Raw genomic sequence first — 23,355 nt, 5'->3', positions numbered from 1 at the left:
GGGACTCAAATCTTACGGCTCATCTCTTTAGATTGAAGCACCTTAGACTTGAGGGTTGAGATCTCGCGCTCCTTGGTTTCCAATTGGTTGTACAGATCGACGAGATGCTCATAAAATTGCGTTTCGAGAACCCTTACTTGAGAGACATCGTCGAAATGAAATACTATCTCGCTATCGGGACCTCTGAGATAATACGCCTTCACCTTGAAGTATTTGTCGACATCCCTTTGCTTAAGAGTTCCGATCCCCTCCCCCTGCTTTTTACACTCATCGACAACGGCATCGAATGCAGACGAGTCTTCAGCCTGCAAGAACTCTTCTATGTTGAGGCGTTTTCCGATCTCTAGTGTCATCGGAAGCGCTTCGTGCGCAAACTGGTTTGCATAGACCAAGCTAAGATCGCAATCGGTCACAACGAACGGAATTTTCACGGTCTCAAACAGTCTGTAGAAATCTGCTGTTATTGTAAAATTCGCCACTTAACCTCTCTCGAATAAATTTTGTAACATAACTAGTAGCTGGATTCGATTACATACAAGGGCATCGCCTTGGCAAAAATGAACCAACGTCTCAAAAAACATTCTACTGCGCCGTCATGGTATGTACCACTGTAGGGCCAATCTGCACCTAGTATGCCGCCGAATTGATGGAAAATACGATAGAATAACCTGTCCTGCCCGCTATGGCACGTGTAGTATTACGCTAAAGTAAATTGGGATTACAATTATTTCCTGAAATGAGTTTTCGTGTAGGGGTGAAGAAATACGCGGAGCTTTAGCTTCCGAGGTATATTATTTCAACTTTTGAAACGTCGTTGAGTTCTTTTGAAGTAATGGTTTTTGTAACTCCCTGCCCGACGTGGTTGTCATTCAACATCTTTTTGCCGCTGGAAGAGTTCATCATGACGGCCACGTTGCTGGTTGTATGCAAAGTAATTCCACTGCCATTGGATTGGTTTACCGAGGAAGATGTTTTTGTGGAATTTGTCTGAGTAAAGTTAATCCCCGCCGCGGGAATTACCGTGAGGGTTACTCTTGCAGTTGCGGTCGCCACCTGTTGAGCCTGTGAATTTGACGTCCACACGAGCAACCCGATCACCGGGAGGAGGAGCGATATGTTCAATTTTCTTTTCATTGCCTTCTGCTCTTAATCTTGCGAAGGCAATGCCAAGAATCTGTGGAATCAAGACAACTCTATCGTGTTGCATAACAACTTGATTTATTGATAGTTACAAGGCTTGGTGGTTTTTTCTTGCTAAAGATTACCTTGGGTTCATCGGTAATAATTACCTTTGAATATGAAAGGATTCCCCATGAAGAGCTGATAAACTCCTGAGAATCTTGAATGCGTATACGGTTACCGCTATTTGGATCGAGTAAAGATACTTGATCGGGTCACCTCCTTCGTATGTCATGAAGGCGTCCTCGAACTGGAACCTGTCCAAGAACTTAATAAGTCTATCCACGGCATCTTCTTTTCTGCTAATAGGTTCAGACTGAACCACATACAAATTTGAATTTCTTCTTAGAGAAACGTCTAACCGCTGTCCGGTTCTCTGTCTCAAATTCACCGCAAATTTTTCGGCTCGTTTACGCGTGGAGAAAGCGCCAAGTTGTATTCTAAACTTGCCTTCGGTGATCGCGGATCTTTCTTTGTAAACAATCCATTTGGTCGCCTCACCTGCAGGAAACCTCTCAATTAGTTCTCCCGTGGTCTGCGACTTTTTGTCATGCAACAAAATCTTCAAACCTTCAACGTAGTCTCCATTCTTCGTCGGCTTGACCTCAAACTTCAAAATAGCAGGATCGGCGTCCAACCCTAGCATAGAGAGCTGGCTCGAGTCGACATAGGCTTCATATTTTCCGGGGGGCAGGCCCATATAATAGAAACTACCGTCACCGAAAATCGAAATAGCTTTCTGGAAATCAGAACCGACAGATTTGATTTCGAGAGTTAAACCCGGGATCGCCGTCGCGGTCTCGCCGGAGATTTTCAATACGGTGCCATCGACAATTCCTCCTGCGAAGAACGGTATATCGATGGACTTATAGGAATTAGGATCTGTGACGAACGAAAATGATTTTTGTTTTGGAATCAACAAAGGGTTTTTGATTGAGCTAATGTCTATATCTGCACTGTACTGTGTATAAGGCAGAAGATTCCATTCCCTTAGAATGCCATCACTCGAGATTTCAGACGACACGGCCTGCCTCAAAGTTACTGTGCCATCGATGACCTCGTCGCCTGCGTCATACTTGCCGTCGTTGTTGTTATCCACGTACATCCTCATGGAAGCGGCTGAATGCCCAACCCATCCGAGATCGTTGAAGACAAAATGGCGATATCGGCTGTCATAACCAATCGAGCCAGAAACATTTTCACTGAACCATGACTTGCCGTTCTGAATCTGAGCGTTGCTTGTCGAACGAGTGAAGGGTAAATCCGCTACTACCTGTAAATTAAACGTGGTGAATTTATTCACGAAGTCTCTCTCAACTGCGGCGGAGACTCTCACATATTGCTGGACATTCTTTGAAAACTCTAACCTTATATCGTCGAGAGAATTCTTGAGAACTCCGTATCTCATGGTTAGATCCAGGAGTGATCCGTTCAGAAAATCGAATGCTCCCTCCTGGAATATCAACGAGTACAAAACGTTGGCAGTCAATCCATAACTTCTTATGACCCCTCCGCCATAATTGAGAACCGATAAAAGATAGCCCAACGATGCGTTGAACTGTCCGGCACTCGAGCTTATGTAGGAGGAATAGCTGTAAGCCCTTTGTCCATTTACATATTCCTGCCCGATTGCAGCGGCTCTAAGGTTAAACGAACCGATCGGGAAAATGACCGGGATAAAAACATCTGCCTGGGCGTCCTGCAGCTTTTCGCTCGGATTGTAAAGCAGATTATTCCGATACCGAGTATACTCTACATCGAACGCCGTTTGTGAAGCATAGAGCGCGTCAAAAGTAGAGCGATAATAGGCAGACGGCGCAGCGTCAAGGCTTATCATGTATTCGGTGCCAACTCTCAACGAAAGCGAATTGTACAGGAGAGGTTTTGCGAAAATCGGATCATCAACATAGTCCAAACCAATCTTATCCGTCATCCAGTCGGAAATTCCCGCTGCAACATCGCCTGAAATAAAGTTATAGTCCGTATTGTTAAGCTTGCCGCCGCCGACCGTATATGTAATTTGCCCTGTCGGTAGGAATGTGAATGGTATTTGAAGTCTGCGGTCGGATTCAATCACCTCTCCGCTCGGTCCGTAATATTTGAGCTGCACAAATGAAGTGCCGTAGACGAGAGGTATCGAAAAATGCGCGTTGCCGTCCGCATCGGCTCTCGAATATCCGACAAGTTGACCATTAAGATAAAGCTCCACGTCCCAATTTGGGTTTGTTTTTGCATCGATGACGTATTTGCCGAAAATTGTCCTTATAGAAACCGGTTCGTTCGAAAGCTGAACGCCGCGGAATCCATACTGTGTCAAGCCATTCGAATAGAGATTGCCCAGGCCCGCATAAGTGATGTACTTGGTCGAATCAAAAACGTATTTCCAGCTAATGTCACTAGAATAAATTTTGGAGGTCCTGTCCGAAAAATTTCCGAAGATTGTACCTTCGGCTTCTCCGCCGAGAATTTCTCCCCCGCCGGTAAAATCATAGTTATAAGCCGATTGTCCCATTCCAGCGAAGCCTGTAAGCGAATAGTCCATTACCCCTCCATTTAATAGTGAACGATGGCGGGGATAGGCAAGGGGTGCCTGTATGAATGACGCCTGCGGTGTAGTAACGAGATAATTCCTCCGCGCTTCTCTCTGGTATTCAGTAACGATCGGAAGCTCTTGTTCCGTCGTAAGCGAAAGCGCCAACGAACTCATGTCGACAGAAAAGTCTAAGCTAAAAATCTTGTTGAGGAGGGATGGCAAAACATAATAGTCCAAATGGCCGATGATTACTTGGCTACTGTCGAACTTTATTGTTCTCCTGTTCAGGCGTGCAATATGTCTTGCAAAATTTATTTCATATAAATCGTTTTGTCTGACAAAGAATCCTTTAATTGTGGAATCTCGAAGGCTGATTGTCCTATCAATTTCAAGTTCTTTGAAAATTGCCCCGATAGGAATATAGATCGAATCGTCCTGATACACCGCAGTGATTACGGTGTTTACCAGTCCGTTATAATTGAAAGAGAGATAGATTTCCTGTGATTGAGACTGCTCGAAGTTTGTTTGTCCCCCCGCTTTCCCGACAATGAGAAGGCTCGCTGCAATTATCCATATCCACGAAGCTTTTGTACAGATATTTTGTCCCGCTCTAAGGTTTTCAAAAATTTAAATAGATGATTATTGATTCTGAGTTAAACATAATTTCTACTGGACTGAAAATTTTATGGTTTTTTCCACTGCCGCGGTTTTTAAAAGGTCATCCTGCGAAATATCGGTTCTTTCCGATGACAGCTTGATAGCGGCAGTGTACATACCCTGCGGCAGCTTGGAAAGAGGCACTGCAAATTTAAAAACCATGTCGTCCCGATAAACTGCGATGACCTCTTCTTCATCGTATAATTTGTTCCCGGCCTTGTCCTGAACCTCGCCAGAGATTTTTCCAAAAAAAGGAGAATTCCCTCCTTTCGTCACACGAGCAAGCAAATTTATCGAGGCTGTGTCCTGCTTAATTTCAATGTCGGGTAGACTGACACTTGTTGAAACGTTTCCCCTTCTGTAAATAATGGTTGTGACCTGTTCGAGAACAAAGGTAATGTTAGCTGTAATTCCGGTCCTTACCGTGTCGATTACCTTTGCCTGAGGAGTTGAACTTGTTACCAACCTTGTCCAATACTCTCCATCCTGGATTCCTGGCGGCGGGGCGACGACCAGTCTGACAACTTGCTGCTGGCCGGGATTAACGACGAACTTCTGCGGAAACCCTTTGATCCATGGCTGGCATGAATGCTTGTCTGCCATGGAACTGTCATCGTATTGCATCCTGATATTTCCGGATGAATCAGATTCAGGGAATCCAAACTTGAATGTTATGGAAATCTCCTGAGGTGTGTTCGATCGATTCATCACCACAAACGTTCCGAATCTGGACTGGTCGCTCATGAATAAGATCGTCGGTGCAACAATCACTTGTGCCTTGACAAACGAGGTAACCAGCAAAACTATCGCGAAGGTTAAGATTTTTTTCATGCTATCAATTTAATCTAATGAATGGAAACTTGCATGACATTTCTTCAATAAGTCATCCTTATCGCAAATGTACCACTATATGTTCCGGCCACCTGCCCTATTGGGACCGAACCCAGAGAACCGCCGAGCCAGAAATAAAAGGTCCCGCCGGTTGTGCTGCCCAAGGTCGAACCCGAGGTAATCGCATGTGACCCGGCTTGATTATTCGTGCTTGAACCGTATAAACTCGCTGTGAAGGTCAGCGTGTGGCCATTACCGTCGTTCAAAGTCGCTGTAGCGGGGAATGACACAGTGCTCCGGTTTCTAAAACCAGTTGCAGTAAATGTCGGGGCACCGACGGCCTGAGCACCAAGTGAAGGTGGGGTTGTGCCCGCAACGATTGGGCTGAAGTTGAGCGTGCCGCTTGCTGAAAGTGAAACATTACCCGAGAGCGATGCCGTAACATTAATGATCTGACTTGCCGTGTATTGTTGCGTGCCGACCGTGACAGTTACCTGGACAGTTATTGTGCCCATGTAAGATGCCGCCGTGTAGTTGTTCCCTGGCGTAATAGTTCCTCCGAGCCAGAAGTAATCGATGTGAGCAGCGGTACCCAAATTCCCGTCCAGACCGTTATTTGGGTTAAACGTAGTTGCTCCAGTCGTGCTGTTTACATTAACGTGATACGCGGCAGAATTCGCTGCAAAGGAAATCGGTAAGTTATCACCGTAACCATCCGTCAAATCAGCCGGCAGAATGAATGTGAATGAGGCGGTAGGTGCTCCAGTATAGTTAGGAAACTGAACTGCAAATACCGCAGCGTTGGCACTGTTGTACGCTATTGTTGCGGTGCCTGTAATATTGGTGCCAAAGGACAGGTTGCGGGTCAACGTTATCGAAGGATTTTGCGCACTTGCCCGATAGGCAACGAGAAGTGTTCCGAAAACAAATCCTAACCTATAACTCATTCGGTTCATTTCACTCAACCTTCATGTTTCAACATATCAAGACATAAAACATCAGCGGAAACTTGACGAGAAAAAAGAAGGCTCAGCACTACTGCTAAGCCTTCTTGCGTCCCTACAATATTTACGATACGACGTACCACTGGAGGCACCGTCGATCTAAATTAATAATTTACTGAAACGTGGAAAGTGCCAGTGTAACTTCCCGGAGCCTGAGCGGGGTCAATCGAACCGACATTGCCGCCAAGCCAGAAATAGTAGTTGCCAGTAGCGGGAGAAGCACCACTCAAAGTAACTGTCGCGCCAACTGCACCAGCGCTCCCTTGTGTACCTGACGCATCACCCTTGAAATCCGAATTGAAGGTCATCGTTGCACTACTCGGTCCGTTCAGAGTAACCGTTGCATCATATGAAACGTTTACCACGTGTCCGCCATCTCCTGTTACAGTGAAAGCCGGAACCGTGCCGCTAAGAGGGCTGACGGCGGCCGGGGTCGTGCCCGCAACAAGGTTTCCCAAATCGAGGATCGCGTTGGACACAGAAATGGTCAATCCTTTTTGAATATTGGCGTTGATTGTCGCCGTACTACTTGCATGATCCTGCGCAAAAGACATTCCCGCGAATACGAGAACCAGCGCCGCAACTAACATTAACTTTTTCATTGTAAACCTCCTAAGGTTTGTTTGTTTGTTAGAAATATTTGTGAGCCCCGACTCGCGGGACGCATTGTTAAAAACCTGTTTTGAATTCATCTTTTTCATACTTACCCTATTCAGTGACAAGCCTCGTGCCACAGAAAAGCCACAAAAACGACTATATTATTCACTTCCAAGAGTCCCACAGGGGGCAAATTACCAATTCGTAACACCGGGAATTGGCAAAGTAACGCACAAAAGGTTGCAGGTGAAAAAAAGGTTTTGTAGCTAAGTCTGTCGAATCATGCAAATCCGAAGAATCTATCCGTTCACCGATGTTAAATTACACCACTTTAATAATGCTCGTGGGGTCCTGCTTCTAAACTCTAAAGTTATCGCACCAATAATAATTAGCCCCGTCCTTCATTCTACGACAATCGACCTTACTTCTGTTGTGAACGGGAAGGTCACTCTGACGACACCATTTCGAATATCGGTAATCTCGCCCACTAACTCGCGTCCGTCACTCGTTTTCATTACCGCTTTGTGCGCGGGAACGCGACCCCGTTGCTCGGGAAGCACGGAGACATCCACCGATAGAAATCTATACCGCGGTTGATAAGTACCCTCCCTATCGAAATTCAAAATCCCGTGCGAATTCGTGTACTCGTAAGTAATGTTCCATACAAGAAAATCTCCGCGCTTGTACGACATCGTTTCGCCGTCATCAAAATACGAACTCCCCTTTGCGGAATTGGTTCCGTAAATCTTGAGAATTAGTGTGTCTGCTTGTTGGCTTGTCGATTGAATTAAACTTTGTGTAAGAAGTATTGTACCATCTCGCAGAAATATCGGGGTCTTCCCGAGGGGTGCGCCGACACTCTGCCAGCCCTTCTGAATCTCTTCACCATCATAGAAACTCCTCCACTTCACATCATCACCTGAATGACGGCCCGGTAAATAAATTTCCCTGCTGGCTGTTCCAGAATCGACAACAGGAGCAACGAGCAGATTATCCCCGAATAAAAATTCATCAGAAATATTATACGCTTCCTGGTCTTCGGGGAAATCCAAATACAGCGGCCTCACGATCGGCAGACCATTCTCGCTTGCGTCACGGAACGCGGTGTAGATTTCCGGAAGTAATTCGTACCTTCGTTCAATTACTCCCCGGTTTACTTCCATACTCGCAGAATCAAACGCCCACGGCTCCCTCGGTTTGGAATCCCACACGCTGTGCGTTCGGAAAAAAGGAGTGAACACTCCAAGTTCAAGCCACCGTGAAAAAAGTTCCGCGCTCGGATTTCCGATGAAACCGCCCACGTCGCTTCCGACAAACGGCTGTCCGCTGACCCCGATATTCAAAAACATCGACAGTGCAAGTTTCAGATGGGCGAAACTCGAGAAGTTGTCCCCCGTCCACATCGCGGCGTAACGCTGGCCGCCGGCATAGTTTGCTCTCGTCAAAACGAACGGCCTTTCGTCCGGCTCGAGTTTCTCCAAACCTTCACGACTCGCGCGCGCCATCTGCATGCCGTAAACATTATGCACCTCTGCATGCGTGACTGTTGCGTTCTTTCCCGTAGAGTTAGTATGATCCTCGACGTCAAGTCGATGGACCACATCAAGCGGGAATGTTTTATTCGGACCGTTGAATACGCTCGGCTCATTCATGTCGTTCCAGAACCCGTCGACTCCATAATCGAGTAAAAATTCATACTGACTTCCCCACCATTTCCTCGTCTTTTCGTTGAAGAAATCCGGGAATACGCAGTCGCCTGGCCATACTTGCCCCGCGAAATATTTTCCATCAGGACTTTTCACAAAAACATCTTCCTTCACGCCGCTGTCATGAACGCGATAACCGCTCTCGTTCTTTATTCCGGGATCGATTATCGTGACTATTTTGAAACCCAAATCATGCAAAGTGTCCAGCATGTTCTTCGGCGTCGGAAAATCTTTTGGACTCCATGTGAAACATCTGTACCCGTCCATGTAATTTATGTCCAAGTAAATTACGTCGCACGGGATTTCTCTCTTACGAAAACCGCGGGCAAGGTCGAGTACCTTCTCTTCAGGGTAGTAACTCCATCGGGATTGCTGGTAGCCCAACGCCCAGATCGGCGGCATCGCCATCTTTCCGGTTAACTCGCTGAATCTCTGAACGATCTCCGTAGAGTTCTTCCCCGTGATTAAATAAAGTTCGAGCGCGCCACCTGCGGATTTATAAACGAGCTTGCCGCTATCGGAAGCACCGACATCAAAGACCGATCGAAAAGTATTATCGAAGAAGAGACCGTACGCGCCGCTCGTGTCAGCCTTGAGCAAGAAGGGAATACTCTCGTATAACGGATCGAGCTTCGCCGAGTAAGCGGGAAAATCGGAATTCCACATTGTATCGCATGTTCCATATTTGTTGTACGGCAACGTTTTTTCACCAAGTCCGTAAAAATTCCTCGCGCCGTGGATATCAAAAGTCGCAACCAAACCCGAACCCTCGAATTGAATTCCGATTAGATCCAACTGATTTGAGCTGTTTTGGGGCACATATGAGAGATTCATGGATTCAGGTAAATACTTTACGGCACCATCCTTCAGGCTTACCGAAATGGCTTTTTTATCAGAATCAATTTTGTACCGCGACAATTCTTCCGGTTCCTCAATAACCGCGAAAGATTTTCGGGAGTCGTCTCCCCGCTGAATAGTAAGATGAACTATCCCGCTTTTGAAAATTTCCACCCTAGCTTTTCCTGAATCATACACGGCGATCACAGATTCTGGAGTCTTTTGGACTTGTCTGAGCCTGCCGATAGGGGTCCCACTTCCGCCGCTGTCATTCAACATCGAATTGATTCCAACGAGTAAAATAAGCCCATAAAACATTTTCATTCCTCTCGCAAAGGATTAATTAATGTACACTGAAATCCCCGGGGTCGAAAATCAGAACCAAGACACAAGCCGACCAAATCGTGATCGGAGATGGTCAGATAACTTTCAGGTGCAGCTCGATCAACTGCTCGCGGCTTACTTCGCTCGGCGCATCGTCCATCAGAGATACCGCGCTTGCTGTTTTTGGAAACGCAATGACATCGCGGATCGATTTACTTCCCGTAAGAAGCATCACAAGCCTGTCAAATCCGAACGCAATTCCTCCGTGTGGTGGAGCGCCATACTTAAATGCCTCCAATAGAAACCCGAATTTTCTCCTGGCTTCTTCTTTGGAGATTCCGAGGCAGGCAAACATTTTCTGTTGTAGCTCGGGCTGAAAAATTCTAATGCTCCCGCCGGCAATTTCATTTCCGTTCCAGACAAGATCATAGGCGCGGGCGCGGGCCGTTCCCGCCGAATTATCGGGAACCCATCGTTTCTTTTGTGCGAATTCTTTCAGACCTTCGTCTAATTTCTCCACATCCTCTTCCCTTGGCGAAGTAAATGGATGGTGCATGGCAGCAAATCTGTGCTCATCATCGGACCATTCAAACAAAGGAAAGTCGGTAACCCATAGAAATGAGTTTCTATTTTCATCGATTAGATTGAATCGCTTTGCAAGCTCAAGGCGGAACTGACCAAGCGTCGAAAATATTTTGCCGCGAGGCTGGGTGACAAGCAGAATCAGATCTCCGGGTTCCGCTGAAAATTTCATCGCGAGCCTTTTCAACTGTTCGGCGGCAAAATGTTTTGCCGTAGGCGAATCGAGCGTGTCGGCACCGACTTTAAAGTACACGAGTCCGGCAGCGCCGCAAGTCTTTGCAAGATCTATCAATTCATCCAGTTGTTTGCGGCTCAGATCGGGATGTCCTTTCAATTTGATTCCACAGACAAGGTTGCCGCTCTGAATACTTGCTTCAAAAACTTTGAACTGCGATCCACGCACTGTATCTGATACATTTTCAATTTCGAGCCCGAACCTTAAGTCCGGCTTGTCACTTCCGTATCTTGTCATCGCCTCGTCGTAGCTCATGCGCGGCAACGGGGTCTCGATGTCGCCCCCCTTGACCTCCTTGAAGAGGCTTTTCATCAGGCGTTCAGCCATTTCATAAATATCCTCTTCCAGTACGAAGGACATTTCTATGTCGACCTGCGTAAATTCCGGCTGGCGGTCGGCACGGAGATCTTCATCGCGAAAACATTTTACGATTTGGAAATATTTATCGAACCCCGACACCATCAGGATTTGTTTGTAGGTCTGCGGCGATTGTGGAAGCGCATAAAATTTGCCGCGATGGACTCGGCTCGGGACCAGGTAGTCGCGCGCACCTTCCGGCGTGCTTCTCATGAGAGACGGTGTTTCAATTTCGAGAAAGCCGAGGCCGTCGAGATATCGTCGTACGTTCTGAGCAGCTTTATGACGGAGCTGTAAATTCCTCTGCATGATTTCGCGGCGCAGGTCGACGTAGCGATACTTCAAGCGCAAATCTTCACTCGCGTCGCTCTCGCTGTCCACTGGAAATGGAGGCGTCTCGGCTTCGTTCAAAATCAGAAGCTCGTCTGCCGCAACCTCGATCTCGCCCGTCGGCAAGCCGAGATTTGTCGTCCCTTCGGGTCGATGTTCAACCCTGCCGACAACTGCGATTATATCTTCACTCCTCAATTGTTTTGCAGTTTGATAAACAGCTTCATTGTGCTGAGGCGCAAAGACGATCTGCGTTTTACCGTAGCGGTCCCGCAAATCGACGAAAATCATGCCGCCCAGGTCCCTGCGGCGATCGACCCAACCGTTCAATATCACTTTTTGATCGATATTATCTTTTCTAAGCCCGCCGCAAGTGTGAGTCCTTTTCTTGCCGCGTAATGAAACTATGGTTTGAGACATCTACAAATTCAATCTTTTTGTTCTGAAATTATGAAATTCAATATAAGAAAGGATGGAAGTTAAAGTCAAAAGTCAAAGGTAAAATTTCAATAGCCCGGCGTAAATGTGAAAGGATTCTGGACCGATAGCCTGCTGCTGAGAAGTGAAATGTATCTTAAATTCTTCCGAACTTCTTGTCCAATTCCAACAGCGGTATTTTCACCAGAACGGGTCTCCCGTGCGGACAGACATACGGCACTTCGGCCTTGAAAAGCTGAGCCAGCAACGATTCCATCTCTTCGGTTGTAAGATAATCCCCGGCTTTAACTGCTGCCTTGCAAGCGAACGTCTTGCACAGTTTTTCGCGCGGCGTCAGTCTCAAATCGTTGTCGCGTTTGTAATCCTCGATGATCTCGTTGAGGATTGTGTTCTCCCTCCCGGGCTTCAAGTCGACTGGTACGCCGTCAAGAATGACCGTTCCGCCGCTGAATACCTTTACGCTGAATCCCATCTTGTTCAAATCGGGGATGATCTCTTCGACAATCGTAAGATCCGCAGGGTCTAGATTCAAACTTATCGGGAATAGAAGCTGCTGAGTATTCTGCCCTTGTTCATCAAACCTTTTCAAAGCGCGCTCATAAATAATTCTCTCGTGGGCAGCATGCTGGTCAACCACCAGAAGTCCCGTCGAAATCTGCGAGATGATATATTTGTTGTGAAGTTGATAGATGAGATCTCCGGAACTCTCCACAATTTCTCCATCCGCAGACCGTTCATCTCCGGTTGTTCTGTTCTGCGGAAGCTTCAAAGCAAACAGCGGGTCGACCGCGTCAGCTATGCGGCCATCTTCAACTTGCTGCTGTGATGGTTTTGAACTGAACATGACCGGAACAAATCCTCCGCGAGAAGACTCTGTCGTCGCACGACTAGTCCAGCTGGTTCCCTTCGGGACAAATCTGCGTGAATCTCCTCCGACGGCAAGCTCAGGCACCAAATCGCTTCTGACAAGAGCGCTGCGCGTTGCAGACCGGATAGCCCCGTAAATACTCCTCTCATCCCGGAACTTTACTTCTAACTTAGACGGATGAACGTTTACATCGACTTCATTCGGCGGAAGCTCGATAAAGATCGCAAAGAACGGGAAGTCGCCTTTGTCTATGAGGTTTTCGTACGCGGAGAAGGCCGCATGATTAACGGCTTTGTTGATAACGTATCTTTTATTCAAGAACAAAAACTGTTCGCCCCGTGTCCTCTTCGTGTATTCAGGTTTCCCGAGAAACCCCCTAACCTTTAAATGATCGAAATCTTCATCAAAGGCTACGAGCGAATCAGTAAATTTATCTCCGAAAATTTCGTCCAGCCTCTCCTTCACAGTACTTGATTTTGCTCGCAGGACGACTTCGTCCCCCGATTGAAGCATGAATTGGATTTCCGGAAAAGCGATCGCGTACCGTGAAAGCGTCTGGTAGATATGCCTGAACTCCGTGGAATTCCCCTTCAAGAAATTCCTTCTCGCAGGAGTGTTGAAGAACAGATTCCTGACCACGACGGTAGTGCCGGCATCGCGCGCCACCTTAGATGCCTTGCCCATTTTTCCGCCGTCTATACGCAGATACGTTCCGGCATCCTCACTTTCAGTTTTGGTTTTGAGTTCAACCTGCGACACCGCGGCGATCGAGTAAAGAGCCTCTCCGCGAAAACCAAGCGTCGAAATATTTTCAAGGTCTCCATAGGTGGCAATTTTGCTGGTCGCATGCTGTTGAAATGCAAGAAGCGCATCCTGCTCGACCATTCCCGTGCCGTTATCGCTTACCCTGATGAAACTTTTCCCCGCATCTTTTACTTCGACCTCTATAGATTTTGCGCAGGCATCGATAGCGTTTTCAATCAGCTCTTTGACAACGGATTCCGGCCGCTGAACGACTTCCCCGGCCGCAATTTTGCTCGCAATTTCCTCGGACAGAACTTTAATCTTGGCCATGCTAACCCATCATCCTTCAAACAAGGCATCCACAAATGTTTTGCTATCGAATGGCTGCAGGTCGTCTATCCCTTCGCCAACCCCGATATATTTTACGGGAAGCTTCAGTTCCTGATTTATTGCGACGACTATTCCGCCTTTCGCCGTGCCATCAAGTTTTGTCAATACGATACCCGTCACGCCGGCGGCTTCGAGAAACTGACGAGCTTGCACGAGGCCATTCTGTCCGGTGATTGCATCCAAAACCAGGTACACTTCGTGCGGTGCGTCGTAAATGACTTTCTGAATAACCCTCCTGATCTTTTTCAATTCTTCCATCAAGTTCGTTTTCGTATGGAGTCTCCCTGCGGTGTCGATCAAAACAACGTCAAGATCGCGGGCTTTCGCGGCGTTCACAGAATCGTATGCTACTGCACCCGGATCTGTGCCAGGTTTTTGTTGAATTATCTCAACTCCAGCACGGTCAGCCCAAATTTTCAATTGCTCGTTGGCCGCAGCTCTAAACGTGTCGGCTGCCGCAATCAAAACTTTTTTTCCCTCGTTCTTGAAATTGTATGCCAGCTTTCCGACGGTCGTGGTTTTCCCAACGCCGTTCACGCCAACGATCATCAGCACATATGGCCGCGCGTTTTTCTGATCGTGCCCGTTCGAATTAATCAGATACTTTGCTATTTCTTCTTTCAAAATCCCTTTCAGCATCCCGGAATCTTCATAGCCCTCGGTTTTCACCCGTGCTCGAATGTCCGTAATGATTTTTTCCGTCGCATCGAATCCGACGTCGCTAGAAAGCAAGATTTCCTCGACACTGTCGATTACACGGTTGTCGATTTTTTTTATCTGAGAAGTGACTTTTGATATTCTTCCAACCAGACCGGAACGAGTTCTCGCAAGCCCATCTTTTATTTTCTTGAATCTATCAAGCAGTCCCATTCTTCACGAACTCACGGCGATTTCTTAACCATATGAACGCGGTAAACTCTGAAGTATACCGCGAGTGAGACGAATATCGAAAGGGTGCTCAAATACAGGAAAAAACTTTTTACCTGCAACAACCAATCAACTTTCAGCGTGGCAAGTATAAGATATGCAGCGATGAAATTTACCGTAAGCTTCCCGGTCCACACGGATTGGACGACCACTCTCGCTTTTGTTATTATCCGCGAACTCCCCAGAACAATAAGCACATCGCGGAGCGCAACCAAAGCCGCGTACCATAAAGGGATGTCCCCTGCGAGTACAAGAGCTGCCGCGACAGCGATGACACATATTTTATCGGCAATCGGATCCAGGAGTTTGCCGAAATCAGTAACCTGGTCCAATGCACGGGCAAAAAAACCGTCAAGGAAGTCGGTCATTGCAGCAATCAACATCAATATCAAGACTGTGACCCGGTATCCGCTCTCCTGCTTGAGAATAAGGATGACAATCGGGACCAGCAGGAGAATCCGGCTCATGCTGAGAATGTTCGAGATTGTCCAGCGCTTCTCAACATTCAATCCAGAGATCGGAGAGCTACTTCCAGATTTCAGGTCCCGGTCTTCGGTCTCCGATTCGGAGACATGATGAAGAGAGCCCACAATTCAGTCTCCTGTAAGCGAAGGCAGGCTTTTACACTTTCGCTTCATTAATGTTTGCTTCAAACTCTTCTTTGGTATTCAATTCAACTTCGGTAGGATATTGTCCGCTGAAACACGCCGTGCAGTAATTTTTCCCCTTTCCACTTTGGGAATCTTCCGCATCCCTCGGAACTGACTCCAGGAGCTTTTCGAGGGACAAGTATGCAAGCGAGTCGACATTCAGCTCCTTAGTCATGCGGCCGATGTCCCCGTCGAACTGGTTAGCAAACAACTCCTGTTCCGAAGGAAAATCCATCCCGTAGAAACACGGATGCATGATCGGCGGCGAGCTTACCCTGAAGTGAACTTCAGACGGCTCCGCTTCGCGGATCAATTTAACAAGCTGCTTGCTCGTCGTGCCGCGGACGATAGAGTCATCGACTATTACAACTTTTCGTCCCTTCAATACTCCTCTGACCGTATTGAATTTCATTTTCACTTTCAAGTCGCGCATATTCTGGCCCGGCTGAATAAAAGTTCTGCCAATATAGTGACTTCGTATCAATCCGATCTCGAACTTTGCCTTTATTCCCATCTTCACGCTCTGCGAAACATAGCCGAGAGTTGCGGTATTCGACGAATCCGGGACGCTGATCACTACCAGCTTCTCGTCCTCGTCATTCTCAACGGGAGATTCTTCGGCCAAGCCCTTGCCGATCTTTCTTCTAACCTTATCAACACTCTCACCGTAAATTTTGCTGTCCGGACGCGAGAAATAAATATATTCAAAGATACAGTGACGCGGCTCTTTCGGTAAATCGGGCAAGAAAATCGAGCGTACTTTTTGTGTTTGAATCGATTCGTCATCGATCACGACGACCTCGCCCGGTTCGACATCACGCAGATACTCCGCGCCGATCACATCGAAGGCACAAGTCTCCGACGAAGCGATGAATGCATCTCCTACCTTTCCGAGTGCGAGCGGACGGAACCCATAGGGATCGCGCGCCACGATAAGCTGATCATCGGTGAGAATGACCAGTGAGAACGCTCCGCGTACTGTTTGCAATGCTTCATAGATCTGATCAATCACCGTTTCTTCCTGACTGCGTGCGATAAGGTGGAGTATTATTTCGGTGTCTGTAGTTGTCTGAAAAAGTGTGCCGGCTTCCGTCAATTCATCCCGCAGCCTGTGACTGTTGGTCAGGTTGCCATTATGAGCGATCGCAAGATTTCCCTTCCGGTAATTGACTACAATAGGCTGAACATTTTTCCGGCTGTCGGCAGAACCCGTGGTGGAATACCTGTTGTGACCGATACCGGCATCGCCTTTCAGAACGTCATTAAGAATCTTGTCGCCTTTAAATACATCCGCGACGAGTCCGGTGTTTTTATGAACATTGAAGAAAGTCTTTCCCGCGGATCTTGCACGTGTAACAATTCCTGCCGCTTCCTGACCGCGATGCTGGAGAGCATTCAATCCGTAATAAATATAACTTGAAGCGTTCTTTGCGCCATAGACTCCGACAATGCCACAGAACGTTTTCGGTTTTTCTATCCTTAAACTTACTTCATTCATTATCGAAAGACTCCGAGTAGAAAAATATTAGCCGCTGGCAATTATCGGCCAGAAATCATGAACAGCCAATTACTAAACACAAAATATTCGTTTGAAAATCCTCACCAGATTCAAATTAAGAAAGTAGTCGACGTAAAACAAACCTTCGGGTGGTGATTGAGAAATTCATATAAAAAAACGGCAGCCGATGACTGCCGTTACTTAACCTGGAATCATTTCTTACTTCAGGCAAGATCGAATCCGACTTGTCTGATTAGTTTGCTATGGCAGGTTCCGCTCTCGCAGAAGTTTTTTCTTCTTTTTTCAACGGCCGCAGCGCAGTACTCAATACTTCCTGCATCTCGTCAACAAATTTGAACTTCACCTGTTCGCGGACGTGGGCAGGTACCTCTTCTAGATCGAATTCGTTTTTCCTCGGCAGTATTATCGTCTTGATACCGGACCGGACTGCCGCGATTACTTTCTCTTTCACTCCTCCGATTGGTAAGACTGCCCCGCGCAGAGTAATTTCGCCGGTCATTGCGAGGTCATTCCTAACCAGTCGACCCTTCAGCAACGAGACGAGGGCAGTCAACATCGTCACCCCCGCCGATGGACCGTCTTTCGGTACCGCTCCGGCAGGAACGTGTACGTGTATATCGTACTTTTCTCTGAAGTCGGGTTCTATACCGAGTGTATCTGCGTTTGAACCTATGAAGCTCAAGGCCGCCTGAGCCGATTCCTTCATCACGTCGCCGAGCTGGCCGGTTAGAATTAAATTTCCCTTGCCTTTCATCTTAGTTGCCTCGATGAAGAGTATGTCCCCACCGACGGGAGTCCATGCCAAACCCGTTGCAATACCAGGTCTGTTTATTCTTTCGGAAACTTCAGGATAGAATTTCTGATGGCCTAGAAATTTCACAACCATTTCAGCATCAATTACGAATTGTTTCTTTGCGCCTCCGGCAACCTCCCTTGCAACGCCACGGCAGATATCTGCGATTTTCCTCTCTAAGTTCCTAACGCCGGCCTCTCTGGTGTGGCCCGAAATAATTTGGTGGATCGCTTCATCTTTGAACTTAATTTGATTTTCCTTCAGCCCATGCTCTTTTTGCTGTTTAGGCACCAGGAAGTTTTTCGCAATGTGAAGCTTCTCATCTTCCACGTAACTCGGAATCTCAATTATTTCCATTCGATCCCGGAGCGCAGGCGGAATTGGCTCCATGATGTTTGCAGTCGCGATAAACATGACCTTCGAAAGATCGAAAGGGAGCTCGATGTAATGATCGCTGAAGGAAAAATTTTGTTCGGGATCCAGTACTTCAAGCAGAGCGCTCGATGGGTCGCCTCTAAAATCCATCCCAATCTTATCGACCTCATCCAACATGAACACCGGGTTATTCGATCCGGCTTTCTTGATTCCCTGTATTATCCTTCCGGGCAATGCGCCGATATATGTCCTTCTATGCCCTCGAATCTCTGCCTCGTCATGGACTCCTCCGAGAGACATCCGGACAAATTTTCTTCCAAGTGCATTCGCTATCGATCTGCCCAGGCTCGTCTTTCCGACGCCGGGAGGTCCGACAAAACATAAAATCGGTCCGCGCATATCATTTTTCAGTTTTCGAACGGCCAGGTACTCTAATATTCTCTTTTTCACTTTGTCGAGGCCATAGTGGTCTTTCTCCAAAGATTTCTCCGCAGCCTTTATGTCAAGATTGTCTTCGGTCGAAACATTCCACGGAAGGTCAAGAAGCCAGTCAAGATAGGTTCTGGCAACGGTGTACTCCGCACTCGATGGATGCATCCGCTGCAGTCTGTCAAGCTCTTTCTCGGCGGTCTTTTTGATTTCTTCCGGATAGTTGCCTTCGCTGATCCGTTTTTTCAATTCGTTTACTTCGACATTGTCCTCATCTTCGCCGAGCTCATGTTTGATCGCTTTCATCTGCTCACGCAGGAAGTAATCGCGCTGGCTCTTGTTAATCTCGTCCTGGACTTCGGTCTGAATTTTGTTGCCAAGCTCAAGGCGTTGTACCAGTTTGCTCAAGTAAAGATTCGCTTTTTTCAGGCGCTCATGAACGTTCAACTCTTCGAGAACGTCCTGCTTTTCTTTGACCGGGATATTTATCAACCACATCGCCATGTCCGCAACCTGGCTTGGATCGTCGGTATTGAGAATGAGACTAAGGTGTTCAGGCGTAAGATCCGGCGCAAGATCGACAGCCTTTTTGAAACCGCTTTTTATTGTTCCAATCAGGGCCTCGATTTCTATGCTTTCAACTTTCTGCTCATCGACTCTCTGCACGAAACCCTTCATATATGGCTCCTGCTGGACGAGATTAAAGATTTGCGCCCGGTATAATCCCTGAACGAATACACTCTTCGATCCGTCAGGTAGATTATAAACCTTCAGGATTCTGGCTATCGTGCCGAACTTGTGAATATCATCCGGGGTTGGACGCTCGGTGCTTGCGTCCTTTTGTGCCACGATAAGAATCGGTAGATCATCCCGGAAGGCTTCGTCGACCAATTGGATCGTACTTTTTCTGCCGACCGAGAGCGGCATCATTTGTCTCGGAAAGAAAACGGAATTGCGCAGCGGCATTATTGGAAGTATTTCCTGATTATATAATTTCCCGGGATCTTCCATGACTATCTGCTCATCTTTCTCAAACTCATTTCCCTGCAGTGATTTTTCGTCTTTGGACATTTTTTCTCCTTTAGGATATTTTCATGACGACATCTAATAGTTCGGCTTTTTGTCTTTGCATATCTGCTATTACCACGGTCAGCAATCTAGCGACGCCGCCATCCCTGATAAGATTTCTTTGGCGTTGGAGAGCTTCGCAGCAGCTGGAGTGCACCTCCATGTCCTTCACCAATCGTTTGACGTTCTGCCGCGACAAATAGTTCGCTGCAGAGCCATCATTGAGACTGTTGTCATGCGGTGACAGCATCCCGGACGCGTCCGTCGGGACTTGCCCACCAAGCTCTAGGATCTTTCCGCGCAAGAGTTCCGAAATACCTCTTAGCTCATCTGCTGTTTTCTTTATGCGTTCAATCAGAAAAAGATAGGGGATCCACTTGGAATGTGAAGACAGGCTGGCAGAAAGCGCAATAAGATCAACATAGTCCTTCCTCAGAAACTCAAGGTCCTTCTTAGACTCTGACCTGTTGGCATCTTCAAACAGACTTTCTAAGAATCCAAAACCCCTCCCGGCTTTCCGAACCGACGATTCTTGTACCATGATATTCTTTCTTTTAAAACAACAAGGACAAACCCTGCGGGGGTTTAGACTTGACCCGTCCGGAAGACCAGCCGGAGTCCGACAACCTTCGCAGGGTTCGGTGAAAAATTACTTTTAAGCGACTTTCACTTCAATTTCCTTTGGCTTCGCTTCTTCGACTTTGGGCAGTGTTATAGTCAGCACGCCGTCTTTGTAAGCCGCGTCAATCTTGTCGCCCTTCACGCTATTGGGGAGCATGAACGACCGTTCGAAGCTGCCATACGAGCGCTCGATGCGATGGAAGTTATGATCTTTCTCCTCGTTCTCCTGCTTCTTTTCACCCTTTATCGTCAGGACATTCTCGCGAAGAGTGATCTTGACATCATTTTTGTTGACGCCTGGAAGCTCGGCTTTCACAACGTAAGCTTCATTATTCTCGCTCACATCTGCGCGCGGCGACCATGATGTCACGGAATTTCCGTTCCCATCGACGTCGCTGAAGAGACCGTCAAATAAACGGCCGACTTCTCGCTGCATGTTTACCAAATCTCTGAATGGTGACCATGTGGAAATTTCTTTTTCGGGTCTAAATCTTATGAGTGCCATAATCATTTCTCCTTTCTTTGTTCTCGGAGTGAATACGCTTCAAGTCGTGTGCCGTCGGTTGACATGCAAAAAACAAGAGAAAGGCGGTCATCAAATTATCCCTGCGATGGTCGCTGGACAATTCGCAGAAGGATTCGGACATAAATAGAAAAATTCTCACTATGACAATGACAAATTGTCAAGGGTCAAATTGTTAATGAAAATGAAACTTACTCCATTTAATTTAGTCTAAAGCGAAAGTCATATCAAAGGACGATCAAGGTATTAAAAGAATCCGCAGCTATGATTACGATCAACCGGTGCAAATTTCTAATGGTTCTTCCTTGCCTTAGGCTTCAATGTGTATTATACTAAAAAAATTACAGAGAGCCCTCTAAGCTTGCAATAATGGAACAAACACAGCCCAAGCAAAAAAACTTCGAGACGGAGATGCTGCCTCACATGGTGGCGTTATATAATTTCGCGCTCCGCATGACAGGCGACCCCGACGATGCCAAGGACCTCGTTCAGGAAACTTACATGAAGGCGTACAGGTTTTTTGACAAGTACTCTCAGGGAACGAATGCAAAGGCATGGTTGTTCCGAATAATGAAAAACTCGTACATCAACCGTTATCGGAAAGAGTCAAAAGAGCCGGACAAGATTGATTACGATGAGATTAAGGATTTTTACGCAACGGTTAAGGACTCAGCGGTCGATACCAATGACTTACAGGAAAAGATTTTCGGTAACTTATTTGAAGACGAAATTGCCAAGGCACTACAAGATCTTCCGGAGGATTTCAGAACCGTGGTCATCCTCTGCGACATTGAGGGGTACACCTACGAAGAAATTGCAGACTTCATCGAGATCCCGATCGGGACGGTCAGGTCCCGTCTCCATCGAGGCCGGAAAATGCTGCGTTCCATGTTGAGAGATTATGCACTGACACGCGGGTTCAAAGACGTTGAGGATTGAGCGATGCTGAGCAAGAGCTTAGGGAGAAGAAATAGTGGATTGCAGAGAATCACGTGAGTTAATGAGCGGGGCTGTTGATAACCGACTCCTCCGGGAAGATTCTAGGAATTTTTATGATCACATAGAAATATGCGGAAGCTGTCGCGACGAGTACGAACTTGAAAAACTCACAAAGGCGTACATAAAACGGAAGATTACTTTCGTAGAAGTTCCATATGACCTGGAAAGGGCGATCGTGGCACAATTTTCAATTGAAGCTCGGCAGGAACGAAAGCTGGGATTTTTTTCGAAGTTATTCGGCAACGGTATGTTCCAGCCGTTCCTCGCAGTCGGCATAGTAGCCGTCATAGGCATCATTTTGTTCTTCGCAAATAAACCGAATGTCATACTACCGACCTTAAAAGGATCGACAGAAACAGTACAGGCCGCTCAACAAGATGCTTTCTCGCTCGCCGAGACGAATTTTCAGAATATCCTCAGCGGCAAATTCACACCACAGGTGACTGCAGTAGCATCGTCCGACGTCGCATCATTCATAGATCGGAACGCGGGTTATTCTGTTCAGCTCCCTTCGGTGGCGACCGCCGACTGGGTCGGCGGAATGGTTTCAGACTATGGCGGCAACAAGATGGTACAGGTAGTTTATAAAATAGGCGAGGAGTATATCTACATCTGCAGCTTCGCTAAAAGCGTCGTCAATTCCAAGAAGATTGTATTTCCATCGGATTGCACCAAAGCGATGGAAGCTGCTGGATGGTTCTGGGGGCAGGATTCAAACGGCGACACCCAAGCCGCATGGAGCAGCGACGATCACGTATGTATTGCAACTTCAAATCTTGAAAAGAACGAACTGGTTGCATATCTAAATTTCTCCGTGAATGGCGGTAACCCGACGACAAAGCCATGATTAGATATTTGACTCTTTTGCTTGTAACACTGTTTCTTTTCGACTCGTGCAGTAAACAGCGGGCCCCACAGACCTCATCTTCCACCAGCAATGTCGGTAAAAACAATTTCAAAGGGAATGTTTCTCTCTCTGCGGGTGCGACGCCCTCTTCAGGAAAAAACGCTTCAGACTTTTACTGGTACGACTCGAATGGGAAAAAGATCTCTCTGAGCGGTCTGAAGGGTAAAACGGTTCTGATAAACTTTTGGGCAACGTGGTGCGGGCCGTGCAAAGCCGAACTTCCTGACATCGAGTCCTTGAGTAAAACCTATGCCTCCAGAGGACTCGTCGTCATCGGAGTATCCGTTGACAAAGGCGGTAGTCTTCTTTCGGATGTATCCGATTTCGCTTCCCGAAACGGACTCACTTATCAAATTGTCATCGACAACGACGATGTCGCCGATGCGTACGGCAACGTAAACGCAATCCCGACTTCGTTTCTCGTCGACAAGAACGGAAAGATCGTCGACAAGTGGATCGGGATGAGAGACAAAGAGTTCCTTGAGTCTACAGCGAAGAAATATCTGGACTGAAAGTTAAGAAGCTCGAACTTTCATACCCCGGGCCCCAAATAAAATCCAACTGCCAAATTCCAAATTTGAATATGCTTTTATTGCTGTCGGACAATTGGGATTTGAAATTCGTTTAGAACTTGGAATTTCAGATTTCGGACTTTCCAAAGCGCAGTAGCGCTAACGGGAGTTGAACCCGTGTTTTCGCCTTGAGAGGGCGACGTCCTGGGCCACTAGACGATAGCGCCGTAAGAAAATTCTAGATGGTAAATTCTGAGTACTGGATTCGGAAACTGCTCGATATAATTCAAAATCTAGAATTTGAAGAAAGCTGCCCGGCTAGGGCTCGAACCTAGACTTTTCTGATCCAGAGTCAGACGTGTTGCCAATTACACCACCGGGCAATGATTGAATTTAGGCGAAGCCCGCGGCTTTCATTAC

At 47.1% G+C, this 23,355-nt stretch carries 18 protein-coding genes and 2 tRNA genes; 3 read left to right on the top strand and 17 right to left on the bottom strand.

All coding sequences use genetic code 11. The features are described from left to right. Window positions 1–5: 5 nt before the first annotated feature. The 15 genes from VLX91_07035 to VLX91_06965 form a co-directional block, all read right to left on the bottom strand. Entirely contained in the window at window positions 6–479 is a 474-nt protein-coding gene (locus VLX91_07035; GenBank protein ID HUI29954.1) for a hypothetical protein, read from the bottom strand. Between the two features lie 295 nt (window positions 480–774). Beyond that, complete coding sequence (locus VLX91_07030) at window positions 775–1,134, bottom strand: hypothetical protein (protein ID HUI29953.1); 360 nt, start codon at window positions 1,132–1,134, stop codon at window positions 775–777. 151 nt (window positions 1,135–1,285) lie between these two features. Then, window positions 1,286–4,156: an SPOR domain-containing protein gene (locus VLX91_07025; GenBank protein HUI29952.1), complete on the bottom strand. Its 2,871-nt coding sequence runs from the start codon at window positions 4,154–4,156 to the stop codon at window positions 1,286–1,288. A gap of 222 nt (window positions 4,157–4,378) precedes the next feature. Further along, window positions 4,379–5,200: a hypothetical protein gene (locus tag VLX91_07020; protein HUI29951.1), complete on the bottom strand. Its 822-nt coding sequence runs from the start codon at window positions 5,198–5,200 to the stop codon at window positions 4,379–4,381. A gap of 44 nt (window positions 5,201–5,244) precedes the next feature. Next, window positions 5,245–6,147 (bottom strand): DUF4402 domain-containing protein, encoded by a 903-nt coding sequence (locus VLX91_07015; GenBank protein HUI29950.1) that lies wholly within the window; start codon window positions 6,145–6,147, stop codon window positions 5,245–5,247. 161 nt (window positions 6,148–6,308) lie between these two features. After that, window positions 6,309–6,806, bottom strand: a complete 498-nt coding sequence (locus tag VLX91_07010) for a DUF4402 domain-containing protein (GenBank protein ID HUI29949.1) — start codon at window positions 6,804–6,806, stop codon at window positions 6,309–6,311. 396 nt (window positions 6,807–7,202) lie between these two features. After that, window positions 7,203–9,662: a TIM-barrel domain-containing protein gene (locus VLX91_07005; protein HUI29948.1), complete on the bottom strand. Its 2,460-nt coding sequence runs from the start codon at window positions 9,660–9,662 to the stop codon at window positions 7,203–7,205. A gap of 100 nt (window positions 9,663–9,762) precedes the next feature. Next, entirely contained in the window at window positions 9,763–11,592 is a 1,830-nt protein-coding gene (gene aspS / locus VLX91_07000; GenBank protein HUI29947.1) for an aspartate--tRNA ligase, read from the bottom strand. Between the two features lie 154 nt (window positions 11,593–11,746). Next, entirely contained in the window at window positions 11,747–13,552 is a 1,806-nt protein-coding gene (gene mutL / locus VLX91_06995; protein HUI29946.1) for a DNA mismatch repair endonuclease MutL, read from the bottom strand. Window positions 13,553–13,561: 9 nt separating this feature from the next. Beyond that, window positions 13,562–14,482, bottom strand: coding sequence for a signal recognition particle-docking protein FtsY (gene ftsY, locus VLX91_06990; GenBank protein HUI29945.1), 921 nt, complete (start codon window positions 14,480–14,482; stop codon window positions 13,562–13,564). 11 nt (window positions 14,483–14,493) lie between these two features. After that, complete coding sequence (locus VLX91_06985; protein ID HUI29944.1) at window positions 14,494–15,129, bottom strand: CDP-alcohol phosphatidyltransferase family protein; 636 nt, start codon at window positions 15,127–15,129, stop codon at window positions 14,494–14,496. A 31-nt stretch (window positions 15,130–15,160) separates the two neighbouring features. Next, complete coding sequence (gene purF / locus VLX91_06980) at window positions 15,161–16,687, bottom strand: amidophosphoribosyltransferase (protein ID HUI29943.1); 1,527 nt, start codon at window positions 16,685–16,687, stop codon at window positions 15,161–15,163. A 253-nt stretch (window positions 16,688–16,940) separates the two neighbouring features. Continuing rightward, window positions 16,941–19,376 carry an endopeptidase La gene (lon, locus tag VLX91_06975; GenBank protein ID HUI29942.1) on the bottom strand — a complete coding sequence of 812 codons (2,436 nt, stop codon included), beginning with the start codon at window positions 19,374–19,376 and terminating at the stop codon, window positions 16,941–16,943. Between the two features lie 10 nt (window positions 19,377–19,386). Next, entirely contained in the window at window positions 19,387–19,914 is a 528-nt protein-coding gene (locus VLX91_06970; protein ID HUI29941.1) for a hypothetical protein, read from the bottom strand. Window positions 19,915–20,028: 114 nt separating this feature from the next. Beyond that, window positions 20,029–20,499 (bottom strand): Hsp20/alpha crystallin family protein, encoded by a 471-nt coding sequence (locus VLX91_06965; protein HUI29940.1) that lies wholly within the window; start codon window positions 20,497–20,499, stop codon window positions 20,029–20,031. Between the two features lie 387 nt (window positions 20,500–20,886). Here VLX91_06965 and VLX91_06960 point away from each other — a divergent pair, with 387 nt between their 5' ends. The 3 genes from VLX91_06960 to VLX91_06950 are packed head-to-tail and all read left to right on the top strand — an operon-like array spanning window position 20,887 to window position 22,935. Further along, window positions 20,887–21,456: a sigma-70 family RNA polymerase sigma factor gene (locus VLX91_06960; protein HUI29939.1), complete on the top strand. Its 570-nt coding sequence runs from the start codon at window positions 20,887–20,889 to the stop codon at window positions 21,454–21,456. Window positions 21,457–21,490: 34 nt separating this feature from the next. After that, window positions 21,491–22,363, top strand: coding sequence for a zf-HC2 domain-containing protein (locus tag VLX91_06955; protein HUI29938.1), 873 nt, complete (start codon window positions 21,491–21,493; stop codon window positions 22,361–22,363). Further along, on the top strand, window positions 22,360–22,935 hold the full coding sequence (locus tag VLX91_06950; protein HUI29937.1) for a TlpA disulfide reductase family protein: 576 nt from the start codon (window positions 22,360–22,362) through the stop codon (window positions 22,933–22,935). Before VLX91_06955 ends, VLX91_06950 begins: the two co-directional genes overlap by 4 nt. A 154-nt stretch (window positions 22,936–23,089) precedes the next feature. Here VLX91_06950 and VLX91_06945 read toward each other — a convergent pair. Continuing rightward, window positions 23,090–23,162: transfer RNA gene (locus VLX91_06945), tRNA-Glu, on the bottom strand. 83 nt (window positions 23,163–23,245) lie between these two features. After that, window positions 23,246–23,318: transfer RNA gene (locus tag VLX91_06940), tRNA-Gln, on the bottom strand. Window positions 23,319–23,355 lie beyond the last annotated feature (37 nt).

Source organism: Candidatus Acidiferrales bacterium (genome assembly GCA_035515795.1).
Classification (GTDB): Bacteria; Bacteroidota; Ignavibacteria; order Kryptoniales; family JAKASW01; genus JAKASW01.
The sequence above is the reverse complement of the archived record's forward strand: the minus strand, read 5'-3'. Positions and strand labels throughout refer to the sequence as shown.